The organism is Streptomyces sp. NPDC002676, assembly GCF_053592455.1.
Genome location: NZ_JBSFVT010000002.1, coordinates 677,814 through 692,831, shown reverse-complemented (window position 1 = coordinate 692,831; position 15,018 = coordinate 677,814). Strand labels below are relative to the sequence as shown.

17 protein-coding genes are annotated in these 15,018 nt (G+C 73.0%); 7 read left to right on the top strand and 10 right to left on the bottom strand.

Features of this window, described 5'->3' with window-relative positions:
- Positions 1-143: 143 nt before the first annotated feature.
- The 4 genes from ACWD3E_RS10255 to ACWD3E_RS10240 all read right to left on the bottom strand — a co-directional run bounded on the left by ACWD3E_RS10255 (position 144) and on the right by ACWD3E_RS10240 (position 3,969).
- A complete protein-coding gene (locus ACWD3E_RS10255; RefSeq protein ID WP_451387089.1) occupies positions 144-590 on the bottom strand; it encodes a type II toxin-antitoxin system PemK/MazF family toxin in 447 nt (148 codons plus the stop codon).
- Between the two features lie 42 nt (positions 591-632).
- A complete protein-coding gene (locus tag ACWD3E_RS10250; protein WP_451387088.1) occupies positions 633-2,102 on the bottom strand; it encodes an SPFH domain-containing protein in 1,470 nt (489 codons plus the stop codon).
- 176 nt (positions 2,103-2,278) lie between these two features.
- Positions 2,279-2,497 carry a hypothetical protein gene (locus ACWD3E_RS10245; RefSeq protein ID WP_451387087.1) on the bottom strand — a complete coding sequence of 73 codons (219 nt, stop codon included), beginning with the start codon at positions 2,495-2,497 and terminating at the stop codon, positions 2,279-2,281.
- A 41-nt stretch (positions 2,498-2,538) separates the two neighbouring features.
- A complete protein-coding gene (locus tag ACWD3E_RS10240) occupies positions 2,539-3,969 on the bottom strand; it encodes an amidase (RefSeq protein WP_451387086.1) in 1,431 nt (476 codons plus the stop codon).
- A 382-nt stretch (positions 3,970-4,351) separates the two neighbouring features.
- Here ACWD3E_RS10240 and ACWD3E_RS10235 point away from each other — a divergent pair, with 382 nt between their 5' ends.
- The 4 genes from ACWD3E_RS10235 to ACWD3E_RS10220 all read left to right on the top strand — a co-directional run bounded on the left by ACWD3E_RS10235 (position 4,352) and on the right by ACWD3E_RS10220 (position 8,093).
- Entirely contained in the window at positions 4,352-6,418 is a 2,067-nt protein-coding gene (locus ACWD3E_RS10235) for a molybdopterin cofactor-binding domain-containing protein (RefSeq protein WP_451387134.1), read from the top strand.
- A 48-nt stretch (positions 6,419-6,466) separates the two neighbouring features.
- A complete protein-coding gene (locus ACWD3E_RS10230) occupies positions 6,467-6,925 on the top strand; it encodes a (2Fe-2S)-binding protein (RefSeq protein ID WP_451387085.1) in 459 nt (152 codons plus the stop codon).
- A complete protein-coding gene (locus ACWD3E_RS10225; protein WP_451387084.1) occupies positions 6,922-7,068 on the top strand; it encodes a hypothetical protein in 147 nt (48 codons plus the stop codon). The genes ACWD3E_RS10230 and ACWD3E_RS10225 overlap by 4 nt, the downstream gene beginning before the upstream one ends.
- Before the next feature lie 143 nt (positions 7,069-7,211).
- On the top strand, positions 7,212-8,093 hold the full coding sequence (locus ACWD3E_RS10220) for an LLM class F420-dependent oxidoreductase (RefSeq protein ID WP_451387083.1): 882 nt from the start codon (positions 7,212-7,214) through the stop codon (positions 8,091-8,093).
- Between the two features lie 87 nt (positions 8,094-8,180).
- On the opposite strand, the gene ACWD3E_RS10215 is transcribed toward ACWD3E_RS10220, so the two are convergent.
- The gene (locus ACWD3E_RS10215) at positions 8,181-8,744 is read right to left on the bottom strand and encodes an NADPH-dependent FMN reductase (RefSeq protein WP_451387082.1); all 564 of its coding nucleotides are present in this window, start codon (positions 8,742-8,744) and stop codon (positions 8,181-8,183) included.
- Between the two features lie 99 nt (positions 8,745-8,843).
- Here ACWD3E_RS10215 and ACWD3E_RS10210 point away from each other — a divergent pair, with 99 nt between their 5' ends.
- Together ACWD3E_RS10210 and ACWD3E_RS10205 are read left to right on the top strand one after the other, a co-directional pair.
- Complete coding sequence (locus tag ACWD3E_RS10210) at positions 8,844-9,524, top strand: TetR/AcrR family transcriptional regulator (protein ID WP_451387133.1); 681 nt, start codon at positions 8,844-8,846, stop codon at positions 9,522-9,524.
- A 128-nt stretch (positions 9,525-9,652) separates the two neighbouring features.
- Positions 9,653-10,654 (top strand): LacI family DNA-binding transcriptional regulator, encoded by a 1,002-nt coding sequence (locus ACWD3E_RS10205; protein WP_451387081.1) that lies wholly within the window; start codon positions 9,653-9,655, stop codon positions 10,652-10,654.
- Between the two features lie 31 nt (positions 10,655-10,685).
- On the opposite strand, the gene trxA is transcribed toward ACWD3E_RS10205, so the two are convergent.
- Positions 10,686-11,054, bottom strand: coding sequence for a thioredoxin (gene trxA / locus ACWD3E_RS10200; protein ID WP_451387080.1), 369 nt, complete (start codon positions 11,052-11,054; stop codon positions 10,686-10,688).
- A 119-nt stretch (positions 11,055-11,173) separates the two neighbouring features.
- Here trxA and ACWD3E_RS10195 point away from each other — a divergent pair, with 119 nt between their 5' ends.
- The gene (locus ACWD3E_RS10195) at positions 11,174-12,604 is read left to right on the top strand and encodes a dihydrolipoyl dehydrogenase family protein (protein ID WP_451387079.1); all 1,431 of its coding nucleotides are present in this window, start codon (positions 11,174-11,176) and stop codon (positions 12,602-12,604) included.
- 42 nt (positions 12,605-12,646) lie between these two features.
- Here ACWD3E_RS10195 and ACWD3E_RS10190 read toward each other — a convergent pair whose 3' ends face one another.
- The 4 genes from ACWD3E_RS10190 to ACWD3E_RS10175 form a co-directional block, all read right to left on the bottom strand.
- Entirely contained in the window at positions 12,647-13,291 is a 645-nt protein-coding gene (locus ACWD3E_RS10190; RefSeq protein WP_451387078.1) for a peptide deformylase, read from the bottom strand.
- 41 nt (positions 13,292-13,332) lie between these two features.
- Positions 13,333-13,680, bottom strand: a complete 348-nt coding sequence (locus tag ACWD3E_RS10185) for a tetratricopeptide repeat protein (protein WP_451387077.1) — start codon at positions 13,678-13,680, stop codon at positions 13,333-13,335.
- Between the two features lie 237 nt (positions 13,681-13,917).
- The gene (locus tag ACWD3E_RS10180; protein ID WP_451387076.1) at positions 13,918-14,202 is read right to left on the bottom strand and encodes a TetR/AcrR family transcriptional regulator; all 285 of its coding nucleotides are present in this window, start codon (positions 14,200-14,202) and stop codon (positions 13,918-13,920) included.
- 2 nt (positions 14,203-14,204) lie between these two features.
- On the bottom strand, positions 14,205-14,900 hold the full coding sequence (locus ACWD3E_RS10175; protein ID WP_451387075.1) for a type 1 glutamine amidotransferase domain-containing protein: 696 nt from the start codon (positions 14,898-14,900) through the stop codon (positions 14,205-14,207).
- Positions 14,901-15,018: the final 118 nt, after the last annotated feature.

Sequence of the window (15,018 nt, the reverse complement as noted above, 5' to 3'; positions counted from 1 at the left end):
CAGCATCGCCCACGATGCGTACATGAGCACGGCGGAGGAAACCGCACGGGCCGCGCTCGTGGCTCCCACGGGGGTGGTGCCATGAGCGCGCGCCTGCGCGGTTTCCGCTGCTCAGAGAGGGTATGCGAGGGGCTCGGCGCGCCTCAGGTCCAGCCGTAGCGCTCGTGCAGCCGCTGCCGGACAAGGTTGAACCGCATGCGGTCCAGCGCGCAGGCCTCCCGGCGCATGCCCTCCTCGTGCAGCCGCAGGACGCGGTCCACGTCCACCCAGGAGTCCCGGCCCGTCCGGTCCCAGGGCCCGCTGCCGATCGCCACCCACTCGCGATCGCTGTCGTGCCGCTTGCTGGAGAGCTGCACCGCGAGGAAGGTGCCCGCCGCCTCCCGGGCGACGACCAGCACCGGGCGGTCCTTGCCCCGGCCGTCGTTCTCCTCGAACGGCACCCAGGTCCAGACGATCTCCCCGGGATCGGGGTCGCCGTCATGGGCGGGGGAGTACTCGGTGCGCACCCGGCCGACCTCGCGCGGATCGGCCTCGGTGGTGGCGTGGGGGCCGTGGCGGCCAGGGACGTTCTCATCCGTAAACGTGGTCACGGGGGCACCTTAGAGGGTGCCCCCGTGACTGCGCCCGCAGGGTTACTGCTCGTCCACCGTCACCTTCTGGGCAGGGCCGTCGACGGAGGGAGTACCGTTCTGCGCCTGGCCGTTCTGGTTCATCGAGGACAGCAGCTGGCGGGCCAGGCCGAGGCCGGTGCCGCCCATGGTGAGCGCCTTCGCGAACAACTCCGCCATGCCGTCGGCGCCGTTGAGCAGCACCATGTTGTCCACGTTGCCGAACGCGGACGCGCCGGCCTGGACGATCTCCGGCCACTTCTCGGCGAGTTGCTGGGCGACGACCGCCTCCTGGTTCTCGGCGAGCGCGGCGGCGCGGGCCTTGATGGCCTCCGCCTCCGCCAGACCCTGCGCCTTTGTCGCCTCGGCCTCCGCCAGACCCCTCGCCTGCGCGGCGGCGGCCTCGGCCTCACCGGTCGCCCGGGTCGCCGCGGCGGTCGCCGCACCCCGGGTCTTGGTCGCCTCGGCCTCGGCGCCCGCAGCCGTCTTGACACGGGTCGCCTCGGCCGCCGCCGCCAGCTCCGTCTCCTTCGCCTTGGCCTGCGCCGCCGAGATCCGCGCGTCGCGCTCGGCCTCGGCGAGCGTGCGCTTCTCGTACGCCTTGGCGTCCGCCGGCTTGCGGACGTCCGCCTGGAGCTGCTGCTCGCGCCGGTGCGCCTCCAGTTCCGCGACCCGCGTCTCCTGGACGACGACCTCCTGCCGGGCGGCTGCGTCGGCGAGTGGACCGGCCTGCCGGGCCTTCGCCGATGCCTTGTCCCGCTCGGCCTGGTAGCCGGCCTGGAGGATCTCGCTGTCCCGGGTCGCCTCCGACATCCGGGCCGCCGCCTGCTGTTCAGCCTCGGTGGCGAGCCGGTTCGCCTCCGCCTGCGCGATGCGCGCGTCCCGCTGGACGGCCGCCGCGTGCGGCATCGCCAGGTTCTGGATGTACCCGGTCGGGTCCTCGATCTCGTGGATCTGCAGCGAGTCGACGATCAGGCCGAGCTTCTCCATCTCGGTACCGCAGGCCGCCCGGGTCTGGCCCGTCAGCTTCTCCCGGTCGCGGATCATGTCTTCGACCGTCAACCCGCCCACGATGGACCGGAGATGACCGGCGAAGACGTTGTGCACCCGCTCCGACATCAGCCGCTGCTGGTCCAGGAAACGGCGGGCGGCGTTGGCGATCGACACGAAGTCGTCGCCGACCTTGAAGATGACCACGCCCCGCACCTTCAGCGGAATGCCCTGGTGCGTCACGCAGTCCACGTGCAACTCGGTCTCGTTCAGGTCCAGGGAGAGCCGGCGCACCGCCTGCACACCGGGCAGTACCAGCGTGCCGCGCCCGGTGACGATGCGGAAGCCCATGCCCTCCTCGAGGCCCTCGGTGCGGTGGTTGGACCCGGAGATGACGAGCGCCTCGTTCGGCTCGGCGACCCGCCACATCAACTTGAACAGACCGATCACTACAAGGACGGCAACGACGACCGCCCCCGCTACGACGCCGACAACCATCGGCATGCGCCCCCTTTGCATGGTGCCCGTTCGGCACCGAACGAAGGGAGTGTGCGCCTGTGCGAGCCCCGGGTGAAGACGCTGACGAATCCTTGTTGCAATCTTGATGCGCGTCGTCTCACCTGCGACGGAGCTTGCTCAACTGTCGTAGCGGGCGCGCTCAGTTGTCGCAGCGGACCTGCTCAGTTGTCGTACGCCGCCGTCACGTACACCGTTCTCGGCGGCAGGTGGTCCACCACCATCACCACCGTGCCCGGTGCCAACCGGCCCGTGCCGTCGGCCGGGTAGGCGAGAAAGTGCTCCGCGCCTCCGCGTACGCGGACGATCACCTCGCCGACGAGCCCGGGTCCGACCGTTCCGGTCACCCGTCCCATGAGCCCGACCAACGACGCATCGTCCATCGTCACAGGGTAGGGCCTGCGCGGTGGTGACAGAGAGCCCCTCACGCGGCTGCGGACGCGGCAGCCGTTCCGCCCGGCCGCTGCGGCCACCGCTCGAACCAGCGCAGCCGGTCCTCCAGCTGCGCGGCGACCGAGACCAGCACCGGCTCGCTGCCGGCCGGGCCGAGCAACTGCGCGCCCACCGGCAGCCCCGGACCGGCGAACCCGGCGGGCACGTTCACACCGGGCCACCCCAGCACGTTCCACGGCCAGGCATACGGACACGCGGCGATCATCGCGCGGTCCGTGGCCGCCCCGCCGAGCCGGTGCAGGGCGCCGATCGGGGGCGGGGGAGTGGCCGTGGTCGGGGCGAGGACGACGTCGTACGACCGGAAGAACGCGCCGATCCGCCGCTGCAGGACCGCCTCCGCGCGCCGGGCCGCCCGGAGCGGGGCCCCGCTCAGCAGCCGGCCCAGCCGGGCGGCGGACCGGGTGCGCGGGTCGAGCAGCGCCGGGTCGGGTACCTCCCGGACATAGTCCGCGATGCCGGCGGTGGCGCGCGGCACGAAGGTCAGCCCGATCTGGCCGTAAGGCGGGTCGGCCTCCTCCACGCTGTGCCCCAACGCGGCCAGTTCCTCCGCGAGTTGGCGGACCCGGTCGCGTACCTCCGGGTGCAGCCGGGCGGGCAGCGCGGTGAACGGCGGCTTCAGCGAGAGCGCGATGCGCAGCCGGCCGGGGTCGCGGCCGGTCCAGTCCGACACCGTGAGCGCAGGGGGCCGGTGCGGGTCCCGGGGGTGGTTGCCGCTCGCCGCGTCCAGCAGCAGGGCCGCGTCGGCGACGGTACGGGCGAGGGTGCCGTTGACGGTGATGCCGTGGAAGGCCTCGCCGCGCGGCCAGGTGGAGATGCGCCCGCGCTGCGGCTTGATGCCGATCAGGTGGGTCCAGGCGGCCGGGATCCGCACCGACCCGGCACCGTCCGAGCCGAGCGCGGCCGGGACCAGACCGGCGGCCACGGCGGCGGCCGACCCGCCCGAGGAACCGCCCGGGGTGTGACCGGTGTGCCACGGGTTGCGGGTCTCCCCGAACGCCGGGCCCTCGGTGAACGGCCACTGGCCCAGCTCGCAGGTGTTCGTCTTGCCGACGATCACGGCCCCGGCCGCGCGCAGCCGCCGTACCGCCTCCGCGTCCTCGGCGGCGGGCGGGAAGTCGCCCCGGCAGCCGAACGCGGTCGGCTCGCCCGCCACGTCCATGTCGTCCTTGACCGCCATCGGCACCCCGAGCAGCGGGCGGCGCGCACCGGCCGCCAACTCCCGGTCGGCGGCGTCCGCTTCGGCGAGCGCTGCCTCCGCGCGGACGACGCGGAAGGCGTTCAGGGTCGGCCGGCCGGCCTCGATCCTGGCCAGCGCCTGCTCCACCAGCACACGGGAGGTCACCTCACCTGCGGCCAGTGCACGGACGGACTCCGCGAGGCCTGCGGCACGGTCGGGCGTCATGATGGGGCACCTCCGGGGCTCGGGGCACGACTACTGAACGGTAACGTCAGATGGGGTGCCGCCGTAAAGCTTTCGCACAGGTCGGTTGGGCCGACCGGAGGTATGTGGCCGGTCAGCCCCGCCGCGGACGTCCAGCCGCCGCTGAAGCCTCGAATCAGACGGCCGTTGCCGAGCAGCACAACCGAAGCCGGGGCAGCCGAACGGATCCGGCAGGCAACCTGCGCACGGCCGGACCCCTCCTACCTGTCGAGTGAACCCCACCGGGACACGCGCAGCTCTCCGTGCCGTGCCCGTGCCCCTGCCCGCCACACGCGCCCACAGGAGCCCTCGTTTGGACCGCACCGCGCCCGAGCCCTCCGCCGGGCTGTCCCGCCGCAGGTTCATGGTGTACTCGGTGGCCGCGACCACGCTGACGGTCGCCGCACCACTCGCCTGCGCCTGCGCACCCGCCGAAGCCGCCGACGGCGCCGAACAGGCCCGCACGGACGCCGGTGTCCTGGCGACCGGCACCGACGAGGAGATGCTCGTCCTGGAGGTCACGACGGACAACCATGTCGTCGTCCGGCTGCCGCGCGCCGAGGTCGGCCAGGGCATCACCACCGCCGTCGCCATGATGATCGCCGAGGAACTGGACGCCCGCCTCACCGACGTCCGCATCCCGCTCGCCGACGCCCGCAGGAAGGGCAACCAGTACACCGGCGGGTCGAGTTCGGTGAGTTCGCTCTACGGCCCGGCCCGGCAGCTCGCCGCCACCGCACGGGCGAAACTCGTCACCGCCGCCGCCCGGCGCTGGCACGTGTCCCCGCGGCTGCTGCGCACGCACGACACCATGGTCGTCGCCCCGGACGGGCGGACGGCCACCTACGGCTCGCTGACCGAGAGCGCGGCCCGCATCAGCAACCCGGCCGTGCCGGGCCGTCCCAAGCCGGCGTCCCGGCACCGGGTGATCGGGAGGCCGGCGACCCGCATCGACGCCCGGGACATCGTCACCGGGAAGGCCAAGTACGCCGGTGACCTGGCGGTGGCCGGGGCGAAGCCCACGGTGGTGGCCCGGCCGCCGACCCTCCACGGCAAGCTCGTCGCGATGGACGACACCGCCGCCCGTGCCCTGCCCGGCGTCCACGCGGTCGTCCGGCTGCCCGGCGGGGTCGCCGTGGTCGCCGACACCTTCCACCACGCCTTCCGCGCCCGCGACGCGCTGCGCCTCACCTGGGGGCCGGGCCCCCTCGCCGCCCTGTCCGACGCGCAGATCGACGCCCGCCTGAAGGCCGCCGTGCCCCGGCTCGGCACCCCGCCGCGCGGATCCACGTCCGTCGAGGCCGAGTTCGCGTTCGCCTTCGTCAGCCACGCCCCGATGGAGGTGCTGACCGCGGTGGCCGACGTACGGGCCGACCGGGCCGAGCTGTGGTTCTCCTCGCAGACCCCCATGGACGCGCGGGACACCATCGCCGAGACGGTCGGGCTGCCCGCGTCGGCCGTCCGGGTCCATGTCGTGCGCGGCGGTGGCTCGTTCGGCAGACGGCTGGACTTCGACGCGGCGATCGAGGCGGCCCTGGTCTCCAAGGCGGCCCGCCGCCCGGTGAAACTGATGTGGAGCCGCTCCGACGACATCCGCCACGGCCGGATGCGCCCCGCGAGCCGACACCGGATCCGCGCGAGTGTGGCCGCAGGCCGGGTGGTGGCCTTCGAGCACGCGACGGCGTCGGTCGGGGAGGCGCACGACGGCAAGTCCGCCCGGACCCGGGCCGGCACCCCGCTGTCCGGCGACTCCGGCCTCTACAACTTCGGCCGGGTGTCCGGTGATTGGGGCGGCATCGAACTCGCCGTTCCGCTCGGCGCCTGGCGGTCGGTGGACTCCGGGACCTCGCGGACCGCCGAGGAGATCGTCGTCGACGAGATCGCCCGCCGCCTCGGCAAGGACCCCGTGGCCTTTCGCCGCGAGACCCTGCGCGGCAAGCGGGTGAGGGCGGTCCTGGACAAGGCCGCGAGCGCCGGCGTCTGGGGCCGCACGCTGCCCCCGGGAAGCGCCCAGGGTGTCGCCGTGCACGAGGAGTACGGCTCCTGCGTGGCCTGCCTGGCCGAGATCGACGCGAGCGATCCGGAGAACCCCCGCGTGACGAGGGTGGTGATGGCGGCCGATGTCGGCATCGCCGTCAACCCGCGTGGTCTGGAAGCCCAGTTGATGGGCGCGGCCGTCGACGGCATCTCGACGGTCCTGCAGGCCGGTCTGCACATCGACCGGGGCGCCGTCCGCGAGGGCAGTTTCGCCGACTTCCGCTACGCCCGCCAACGGCATGCGCCCCTCGCCTTCGAGGCCCACATCCTCCCCTCCACCCGTGAACCGGGCGGCGCGGGCGAACTCGGCGTCCCCGCCGCGTCCGGCGCCGTGGCCAACGCCTACGCCCGCGCGACGGGCAAGGTGCCCCACCACTTCCCGCTGACCTTCTGATCCTGCCGATGCCGCCGGTCCTTCCGGCCGACCACCCCGAAGGCACCCATGCGCTCGTACTCCTTCACCCTCAACGGCGAAACGGTGACCGTCGAGGCCCCCGCCGACATGCCCCTCCTGTGGGTCCTGCGTGACCTGCTCGGTGTCACCGGGCCCAAGTACGGCTGCGGCGTAGGGGTTTGCCGCGCCTGCACCAGCCACCTCGACGGCGCCGAGATCCAGCCCTGTGTCGTCCCCGTCGCCGACTGCGCGGGCCGTACGGTCACCACGATCGAGGGCCTGGCCGACGGCTGCACCCTCCACCCCGTCCAACAGGCCTGGCTGGACTGCGATGTGGCCCAGTGCGGCTTCTGCCAGCCCGGCCAGATCATGGCGACGGCGGCCCTGCTGAAACGCAATCCGCACCCGACGGACGCCGACATCGACGCCATCCAGAACGTCTGCCGCTGCGGCACCTACTCCCGAATCCGCGAGGCGATCAAGAAGGCCTCGCAGAGCGGAAGTTGACGCGCAGAGCCACCGTCGTGCAGAGGGCGACCAGCACGCAAGCGCTCACCGCCCTGCTCGGCGCGCCCCGGACCACCCTGCTGCGCCTGCCCGCCGACCCCCTCCCCAGCAGCCCGCTCGGCGAACGGCTGGCGTCGGCCTGATTCCGGCTGGTGTCGCCATGGCTTCTTTGCCGCGGCCCGTGTCGGTCTTGCCGCGGCCGGTGTCGGTTTGACGTCGAGCGCGCTCGAAGATCTAGCGTCGGTCGGGTCGGTGACTGGAGCGGTGCGGGCGGACGGAGACGGCCATGCGCGTGGGCGTGCACATCAACCGGTTCGATCACCCCGGCGGCGGTCCCGCGCTGGGGGCCGAACTCGCCGCCGCGGGTGCCGCGGCCGAGGCGGCCGGCGTGAGCTGGCTGTCGGTGATGGACCACTACTTCCAGATGGAGTTCAACGGCGGCGCCGCGGACCCCATGCTGGAGGCCTACACCACGCTCGGCTATCTCGCCGGCAAGACCTCCACGGTCCAGCTCGGCGCCCTGGTCACGGGGGTGACCTACCGTCACCCGGGACTGCTCGCCAAGGTCGTCACCACGCTCGACGTACTGTCCGGCGGCAGGGCCGCGCTGGGCATCGGGGCCGCCTGGTACGAACGGGAGCACCACGGTCTGGGCGTGCCCTACCCGCCGCTCGCGGAGCGCTTCGAGCGGCTGGAGGAGGCCGTGCGGATCTGCCTGCGGATGTGGGACCCGGCCGACAACGGCCGCTTCGAGGGCCGGTACCACCGGCTTGCCGAGACGCTGTGCGTGCCCGCGCCGCTGAGCTCCCCGCATCCCGAGATCATGATCGGCGGCGGGGGCGAGCGCAAGACGCTGCGGCTGGTCGCGCAGTACGCCGACGCCTGCAACCTCATCCCCGCCTCGCCCGAGGAACTGCGGCACAAGCTGGCCGTGTTGCGCGGCCACTGCGAGGCGGTGGGCCGCGACTACGACTCCATCCGCAAGACCATGGCGTACGTCGGCGACCCCGCGACCACCGGCGACCTCGACGCCTTCCTGCGCGACATCGACGGCTACACCGGGCTCGGTATCGACACCGTGATCCTCGCCCCGCGGCTCGGCGAGACCTCGGGGTGGATGGAGCGGTTCGCGGCCCCGGCGGTGGAGCGGCTGGCCGGGCTCGACTGAGCGGCGCGGCAACGCGTGAGGGCCGGAACCGATGCGGCTCCGGCCCTCACGGGGCACCGGTCAGGGTGCCTGCGGGGTGCGTACGGCTCAGCCGGCCTTGTGCTCGGTCACGACGACGTGCAGACGCTCCAGGACCTCGGTGAGCTGGGCGGAGACCTCGGCGTCGTCGATCGGGTGGGTCTCGGCGAAGCGGGTCACGGAACCGGGGATGGACAGCTTGATGTCCTCGATCGGCTTGCCGCCCGCGATGCCCACGGCCTTGCGGGCCTCGTCCTGCGCCCACACGCCGCCGTACTGGCCGAAGGCGGTGCCGATCACGACGACGGGCTTGCCGCCGAAGGCGCCGGCACCGTACGGGCGGGACAGCCAGTCGATGGCGTTCTTCTGGACGGCCGGGATGGTGCCGTTGTTCTCCGGGGTGAAGAACAGGAAGCCGTCGGCGGCCTGAGCGGCCTCGCGCAGCTTCTGCGCGCCGGCCGGGACACGGCCCTCGACGTCGATGTCCTCGTTGTAGAAGGGGATGTCGGCCAGGCCCTCGAAGAGCGCGATCTCGGCGCCCTCCGGAGCGAGCTTGACGGCCGCCTCGGCGAGCTGACGGTTGTGCGAGCCGGCGCGGAGGCTGCCGATGAGACCGAGGATGCGAACAGACATGGGAACTCCAAAGGGCTGATACATCGCTGAGCACGAACCGGACCGAGGTCCGGTTAGTTTGTAGCACTTGAACCGGACCGCGGTCCAGTTCTTTCCGTGATGCTTTACCCTGGCGTCATGTCCAGCTCCCTGCCATCCATCCCGCCCTCCCAGGAGCCCCCGGACGCGCAGCAACTGCTCGCCATCGGCACCGCCGCGGACGAGCCGTGCCTGCGCGCGGACGCCGCCCGCAACCGCGCCCGGCTGCTGGAGGCAGCCGCCCGGCTCATCGCGGAGCACGGGGTGGACGGGGTCACGATGGAGGCGGTGGCCGCCGCCGCCCAGGTCGGCAAGGGAACGGTCTTCCGCCGCTTCGGCGACCGTACCGGGCTGCTCACGGCTCTGCTCGACCATTCGGCACACACGCTCCAGGCCGACTTCCTCGCCGGGCCGCCGCCCCTGGGCCCCGGGGCGCCGCCCCTGGAGCGGCTGCGGGCCTTCGGCGTGGCGGTGCTCTACCGGTCCGCCGAACAGCTCGACCTGCAGTTGGCCGCCCAGCCGCAGCCGACCCGCCGGCTCGCGCACCCCACGGTGCAGGCGCTGCACACGCACGTCGTGATGCTGCTGCGGCAGATCCTGCCGGGCGCCGACTGCGAAATCCTCGCCCAGACCCTGCTGGCTTATCTCGACCCCGCCCTGATCCACCATCTGACCAGGCAACGCGGGATGCCCATGGAACGGCTGGAGGCCGGCTGGATCGACCTGGTCGCCCGAGTGACGTGCACGCAGCGGCCCTGCTGAGGCGCCCACTTCGGCCATGGTCGGGGGCGCGTTCTGGGTATGGGCGTGGGACACGCTTTGGTTGAGGCCGGAACGACGTTCCCCCGCCCGCTTCCGGCTTCCGCCCCTCTGCAACACTGCGGTCTGTCATGGTGCAGATACCGAACACGCCTACGAGTGCGGACGTGGCCCGTCTGGCCGGGGTCTCGCGCGCGACCGTCTCCTACGTCCTCAACAACACGACCGCCGTTCGGATCAGTGAACCGACCCGCCGCCGCGTCCACGAGGCCGCGCGGGAGCTGGGGTACGTGCCGCATGCGGGCGCGCGCAGCCTGCGCGCCGGACACAGCCGGACGGTCCTGATGCCCGCGCCGTCCTTCCCGGTCGGCCCCCTCTACAACCGGTTCCTCAGCGAACTCCAGTCGGCCCTCGGCCGACTCGACTACACGGTCGTGCAGTACGGCACCGTCGGCCTGCAAGGTGACGAAGCGGCCCGCGCCTGGGCCGAGCTGCGGCCGGTCGCGGTACTCGTACCGGGCGCCGAACTCGGGCCGCGTGGCGTGTCGGTGCTCAAACGGGCCGGTGCGCGGGCCGTGGTCACCCTCGGGCCCGAGCGCGTCGAGGGCGCGCACGCGCTGCTGATGGACCACGACCTCGTCGGCCACTGCGCCGGCGTCCACCTGTATGCCCGCGGCCGGCGCCGTATCGGCGTCGCGGTGCCCGAGGAACCCGGCCTGGAGGCCTTCTCGGCGCCCCGGCTCAAGGGGGTGCGCGACGCCGTGCACGGCACCGACGCGACCGTGACCGCGCTGCCGCTCGCCTACACGGAGCGGGCAGCCGCCGAACTCGCCGCACGCTGGCCCGAGTCGGGGCTGGACGCGGTGTTCGCCTACAACGACGAGTACGCGATGCTGCTCATGCGCGCCCTCCAGGACGAAGGGGTGCGCATCCCCGCCGACGTGGCCGTGATCGGCGCCGACGACCTCATGCTCGGACGGCTGCTGCGGCCCCGGCTGAGCACGGTCCACCTCGAACTGCCCTCGGGGCGCGAACTCGCCGAACTGGTCGACCGGGCCGTGCGCCACCCGGGCGGCGAGCCGGAGGTGCGCACGGTGCTGGGGGCGTCGGTGGTGCAGCGCGAATCCAGCTGACCCCTCCGTGCCCCCCGACGCCGAGAGCGTCCTACTCGGCCTGCTGGGCGGCGATGCTCTTGCGCACCTCGTCCATGTCCAGCTTCCGGGCCTGCCCGATGATGTCGGTGAGGGCGGCATCCGGCAGCGCGCCCGGCTGGGCGAACACGGCGACCTGGTCCCGGACGATCATCAGCGTCGGGATCGACTGGATGCCGAAGGCCGCGGCCAGCTCCGGCTGCGCCTCCGTGTCCACCTTGCCGAAGACCAGGTCCGGGTTGGCCTCGGCAGCCTTCTCGTACACCGGGGCGAACTGACGGCAGGGTCCGCACCAGGCAGCCCAGAAGTCGATGAGAACGAACTCGTTCTCGGTGACCGTCCGGTCGAAGTTCTCCTTGGTCAGCTCCACGGTGCTGCTCATGGCGTAATCCCTCATTCCTGGTCTGTGGGCGAAGCCGTCGGGTCAACACGGCCACCCGGGCACGTATTCCGCGCCCTACCCGTGTGGCCCACGCGCACACCACCCAGCAGACTGGCCCCATGACGGAAACGGAATCCATCGCGTACGACGTCGTGGTGCTCGGGGCCGGACCCGTGGGGGAGAACGTCGCCGACCGTACTCGCGCGGGCGGCCTCACGACGGCCGTAGTGGAGAGCGAACTGGTCGGCGGCGAGTGCTCGTACTGGGCGTGCATGCCCAGCAAGGCGCTGCTGCGGCCGGTGATCGCGCAGGCCGACGCCCGCCGCCTGCCGGGCCTTGCCCAGGCGGTCCAGAGCCCCCTCGACACCCCTGCCGTGCTCGCCCGCCGGGACGAGTACACCTCGCACTGGAAGGACGACGGCCAGGTCGGCTGGCTGGACGGCATCGGCGCCGACCTGTACCGCGGCCACGGCCGCCTCGCCGGGCCCCGCACGGTCACCGTGACCGGCCCCGACGGCACCGTGACCACCCTCACCGCCCGGCACGCCGTCGCCGTGTGCACCGGCACCCGCGCCCAGCTGCCCGACCTGCCCGGCCTCGCCGAGGTCCGGCCGTGGACCAGCCGCGAGGCCACCAGCGCCAAGGCCGCCCCCGGCCGGCTGATCGTCGTCGGCGGCGGTGTCGTCGCCACCGAGATGGCCACCGCCTGGCAGGCCCTCGGCTCCCGGGTCACCGTCCTGGTGCGCGGCAAGGGCCTGCTGAACCGCATGGAGCCCTTCGCCGGGGAACTGGTCGCCGAGGCGCTCACCGAGGCGGGCGCCGACCTGCGCACCGGCACCTCCGTGACGTCCGTCAGCCGCGAGAACGGCACCGTCGTCGCCGTCACGGACCACGGCGAGCGTATCGAGGCCGACGAGATCCTCTTCGCCACCGGCCGCGCCCCGCACACCGACGACATCGGCCTCGACACCGTCGGCCTGGAACCCGGCTCCTGGCTGAGCGTCGACGACAGCCTGCGCGTCGACGGCACCGACTGGCTGTACGGGGTCGGGGACGTCAACCACCGGGCCCTGCTCACCCACCAGGGCAAGTACCAGGCCCGGGTCGCGGGTGCCGCGATCGCCGCCCGTGCCGCCGGTGACCCCCTGCTGGAGGAGCAGTGGGGCGCGCACGCCGCCACCGCCGACCACGGCGCCGTGCCCCAGGTCGTCTTCACCGACCCCGAGGCCGCAGCGGTCGGCCTCTCCCTCGCCGAGGCGGAACGGGCCGGCCACCGGGTCCGCGCGGTCGACGTCGAGTTCTCCTCGGCCGCGGGCGCCGGCCTGTACGGCGACGGCTACAAGGGCCGCGCCCGCATGGTCGTGGACCTGGATGACGAGATCCTGCGCGGCGTCACCTTCGTCGGCCCCGGCGTCGGCGAGCTGATCCACTCCGCGACCGTGGCCGTGGCCGGGCAGGTCCCGGTCGACCGCCTGTGGCACGCGGTCCCGTCGTACCCGACGCTCAGCGAGGTGTGGCTGCGGCTGCTGGAGGCGTACCGGGACAGCTGAGCGGGGCGCGCGTGACCTTGAGCGGGGCTTGCACGAGCGGCTCTACGGCAGCTCGAAGCCCAGCTCCCGGGCGGCCAGCTCGGGCGTCGGCTGCGCCCAGCGGGCCGCCACCGCCTCGTTCGTGGACAGGGAGCGCAGCTCCGCGCGGTCGAGGTAGAGGGTGCCGTCGAGGTGGTCCGTCTCGTGCTGGACGATGCGGGCGGGCCACCCCGTGAACACCTCGTCCACGGCGCGCCCCTGCTCGTCCTCGCAGCGCAGCCGCACCTCGGCGTGCCGGGCGACCACCGCCTGCCAGCCCGGCACGCTCAGGCAGCCCTCGTAGAACGCGGCCCGCGCGGTGCCCACCGGTTCGTACGACGGATTGACCAGCACCCGGAACGGCTGCGGCACCCGGCCGCGGGCCAGCGCCACCTCCTCGGGCACCGGCGCCGGGTCCTCGGCGACCGCGATCCGCAGCGGAACCCCGACCTGCGGGGCGGCCAGGCCGACGCCGGGCGCGGCGTGCATGGTCAGGCGCAGCGCCTCGATGAAGCGGGCCAGGAGGGCGGGGCCGAGCTGCCCGTCGTACGGCTCGGTGCCGTGCCGCAGCACCGGCTGCCCGGCCGCGACGATGGGCAGGGGTCCGCCGGCGGCGAGAAGCTCCTCGACCCGCATCGCAAGGGGTACGCGATCACTGGGGGTTGCCATCAGGCCAGGATGCCACGGGCAACGCCCCGCCCTGTGCCCGCTCACTCCTCGGGGAAGTCACCCGCCAGCGCGGAGGCGATGCGCAGATGCCGCTCGGCCTCCTCGTGGCGCGCCTGCCGCTGGAGCGTGCGGCCCAGCATCAGCTGGGCGTAGTGCTCCACCGGGTCGCGCTCCACAATGACCCGCAGCTCGGCCTCCGCGCGGCGCAGTTGGGCCGAGTGGTAGTAGGCACGGGCCAGCAGCAGCCGGGGTCCGGTCTGCTCCGGCACCTCCTCGACCAGCCCGACCAGCACCTTCGCCGCGTCCGAGTAGTCCTTGGCGTCGAAGAACTGCTGTGCGCGCTCCCAGCGTTCGGCGGGAGTCCCGTGGTCGTAGTACGTCGTGTCCACTCCTGACCTCCTTCGACGCGCTCAACCGAAGCAGGTCGTTGAATATTCCACTATGGCCCGGAGGGTCGACGGCGACGGGTCAGCCCATGAAGGCGATGGCCTTCACCCCGGCCACGAGGGCGGCGACCCGGTCGAAGTGACGCTGGTTCAGGGGCGACGCAGGTCTGGCCCGCGTTGCGGAACCTGGCCTCGGCCAGGCGCGCAGCAGCTCCCGGGCGCCCGCCGTGTGCTCCAGTCCTATGGCGAGGGCGATGCCTTGGCGGTGAGAACGCCGCGGACGCGGTCGGCGCACGCGGCACCCGTGTCGCCTGCGGCCCGCCGGGCCCGCGCAAGCGCCTGGTCGTGCAGGCGTCCGGCGAGCCGTCGGAAGGCGTCGTCCTTGTTGCGGACGTAGTGGTGGACCGTGGACCGGGACACGCCCATGGTGGTGGCGATGTCGTCCATCGTGGTGCGCCGCACGCCGTACCGGGTCAGGCAGTCGTACGTCGCGTCGAGAACCTCGTCGAGCCGGTCGGTGCCCATGGTCAGGCCAGCTTCTTGAGCAGTTCGGCGGCGAGGGGTGCGGAGGAGGCCGGGTTCTGGCCGGTGACCAGGTTGCGGTCGACGACGACGTTCGGCGCCCACGGCTCACCCACCTGGACGTTCACGCCGGCCTCGGTGAGGCGGTCCTGGAGCAGCCACTTCGCCTTGTCGGCGAAGCCGGCCTGGGTCTCCTCGGCGTTCGTGAACGCGGCCACGTCGTAGCCCTGGAAGGCGTTGGTGCCGTCTGCCCGGGTGGCGGCGAGCAGCGCGGCCGGCGCGTGGCAGACCACGCCGAGGGGCTTGCCGGACTCCAGGGCGAGGGTGAGCAGCCTGCCGGAGTCGGCGTTGACGGCGAGGTCCTCCATCGGGCCGTGGCCGCCGGGGTAGAAGACGGCGGCGTAGTCGTCGAGGCTGACGTTCTCCAGCTTGATGGGGGACTGCAGCTCGGCCATCGAGGCGAGCGTGCCGGCGACACGGTCGGCGTTCTCCTGGCCGCCGTTCACCTCGGGGGCGAGGCTGCCCTGGTCGACGGTGGGGACGACACCGCCGGGGGTGGCGACGACGATCTCGTACCCGGCCGCCCTGAAGGCCTCGTACGGGGCGGCGGCCTCCTCGGCCCAGAAGCCGGTGGGGTGCTGGGTGCCGTCGGCCAGCGTCCAGTGGTCGACGCCGGTCATCACGAAAAGGATCTTCGACATGGGGTGCTCATCTCCGAGGGGACGGATTGACGTTCTGCGTCCGAGGTGTCGGTCGGGCGATGTCCTCGAAGGTAGGCCGCGCGTTCGGCGCCGACCAATGACGGATCCAATGCCTGCC

Excerpts from the sequence above, each read along its gene's own strand:
- ACWD3E_RS10240 (WP_451387086.1), bottom strand. The coding sequence starts at position 3,969 with ATGACGCCCGACCGTGCCGCAGGCCTCGCGGAGTCCGTCCGTGCACTG.
- ACWD3E_RS10210 (WP_451387133.1), top strand. The coding sequence starts at position 8,844 with ATGCTTTACCCTGGCGTCATGTCCAGCTCCCTGCCATCCATCCCGCCC.
- ACWD3E_RS10195 (WP_451387079.1), top strand. The coding sequence starts at position 11,174 with ATGACGGAAACGGAATCCATCGCGTACGACGTCGTGGTGCTCGGGGCC.
- ACWD3E_RS10175 (WP_451387075.1), bottom strand. The coding sequence starts at position 14,900 with ATGTCGAAGATCCTTTTCGTGATGACCGGCGTCGACCACTGGACGCTG.
- ACWD3E_RS10205 (WP_451387081.1), top strand. The coding sequence starts at position 9,653 with ATGGTGCAGATACCGAACACGCCTACGAGTGCGGACGTGGCCCGTCTG.
- ACWD3E_RS10230 (WP_451387085.1), top strand. The coding sequence starts at position 6,467 with ATGCGCTCGTACTCCTTCACCCTCAACGGCGAAACGGTGACCGTCGAG.
- ACWD3E_RS10220 (WP_451387083.1), top strand. The coding sequence starts at position 7,212 with ATGCGCGTGGGCGTGCACATCAACCGGTTCGATCACCCCGGCGGCGGT.
- ACWD3E_RS10180 (WP_451387076.1), bottom strand. The coding sequence starts at position 14,202 with ATGGGCACCGACCGGCTCGACGAGGTTCTCGACGCGACGTACGACTGC.
- ACWD3E_RS10190 (WP_451387078.1), bottom strand. The coding sequence starts at position 13,291 with ATGGCAACCCCCAGTGATCGCGTACCCCTTGCGATGCGGGTCGAGGAG.
- ACWD3E_RS10250 (WP_451387088.1), bottom strand. The coding sequence starts at position 2,102 with ATGCCGATGGTTGTCGGCGTCGTAGCGGGGGCGGTCGTCGTTGCCGTC.
- ACWD3E_RS10245 (WP_451387087.1), bottom strand. The coding sequence starts at position 2,497 with ATGGACGATGCGTCGTTGGTCGGGCTCATGGGACGGGTGACCGGAACG.
- trxA (WP_451387080.1), bottom strand. The coding sequence starts at position 11,054 with ATGAGCAGCACCGTGGAGCTGACCAAGGAGAACTTCGACCGGACGGTC.
- ACWD3E_RS10235 (WP_451387134.1), top strand. The coding sequence starts at position 4,352 with ATGGTGTACTCGGTGGCCGCGACCACGCTGACGGTCGCCGCACCACTC.
- ACWD3E_RS10215 (WP_451387082.1), bottom strand. The coding sequence starts at position 8,744 with ATGTCTGTTCGCATCCTCGGTCTCATCGGCAGCCTCCGCGCCGGCTCG.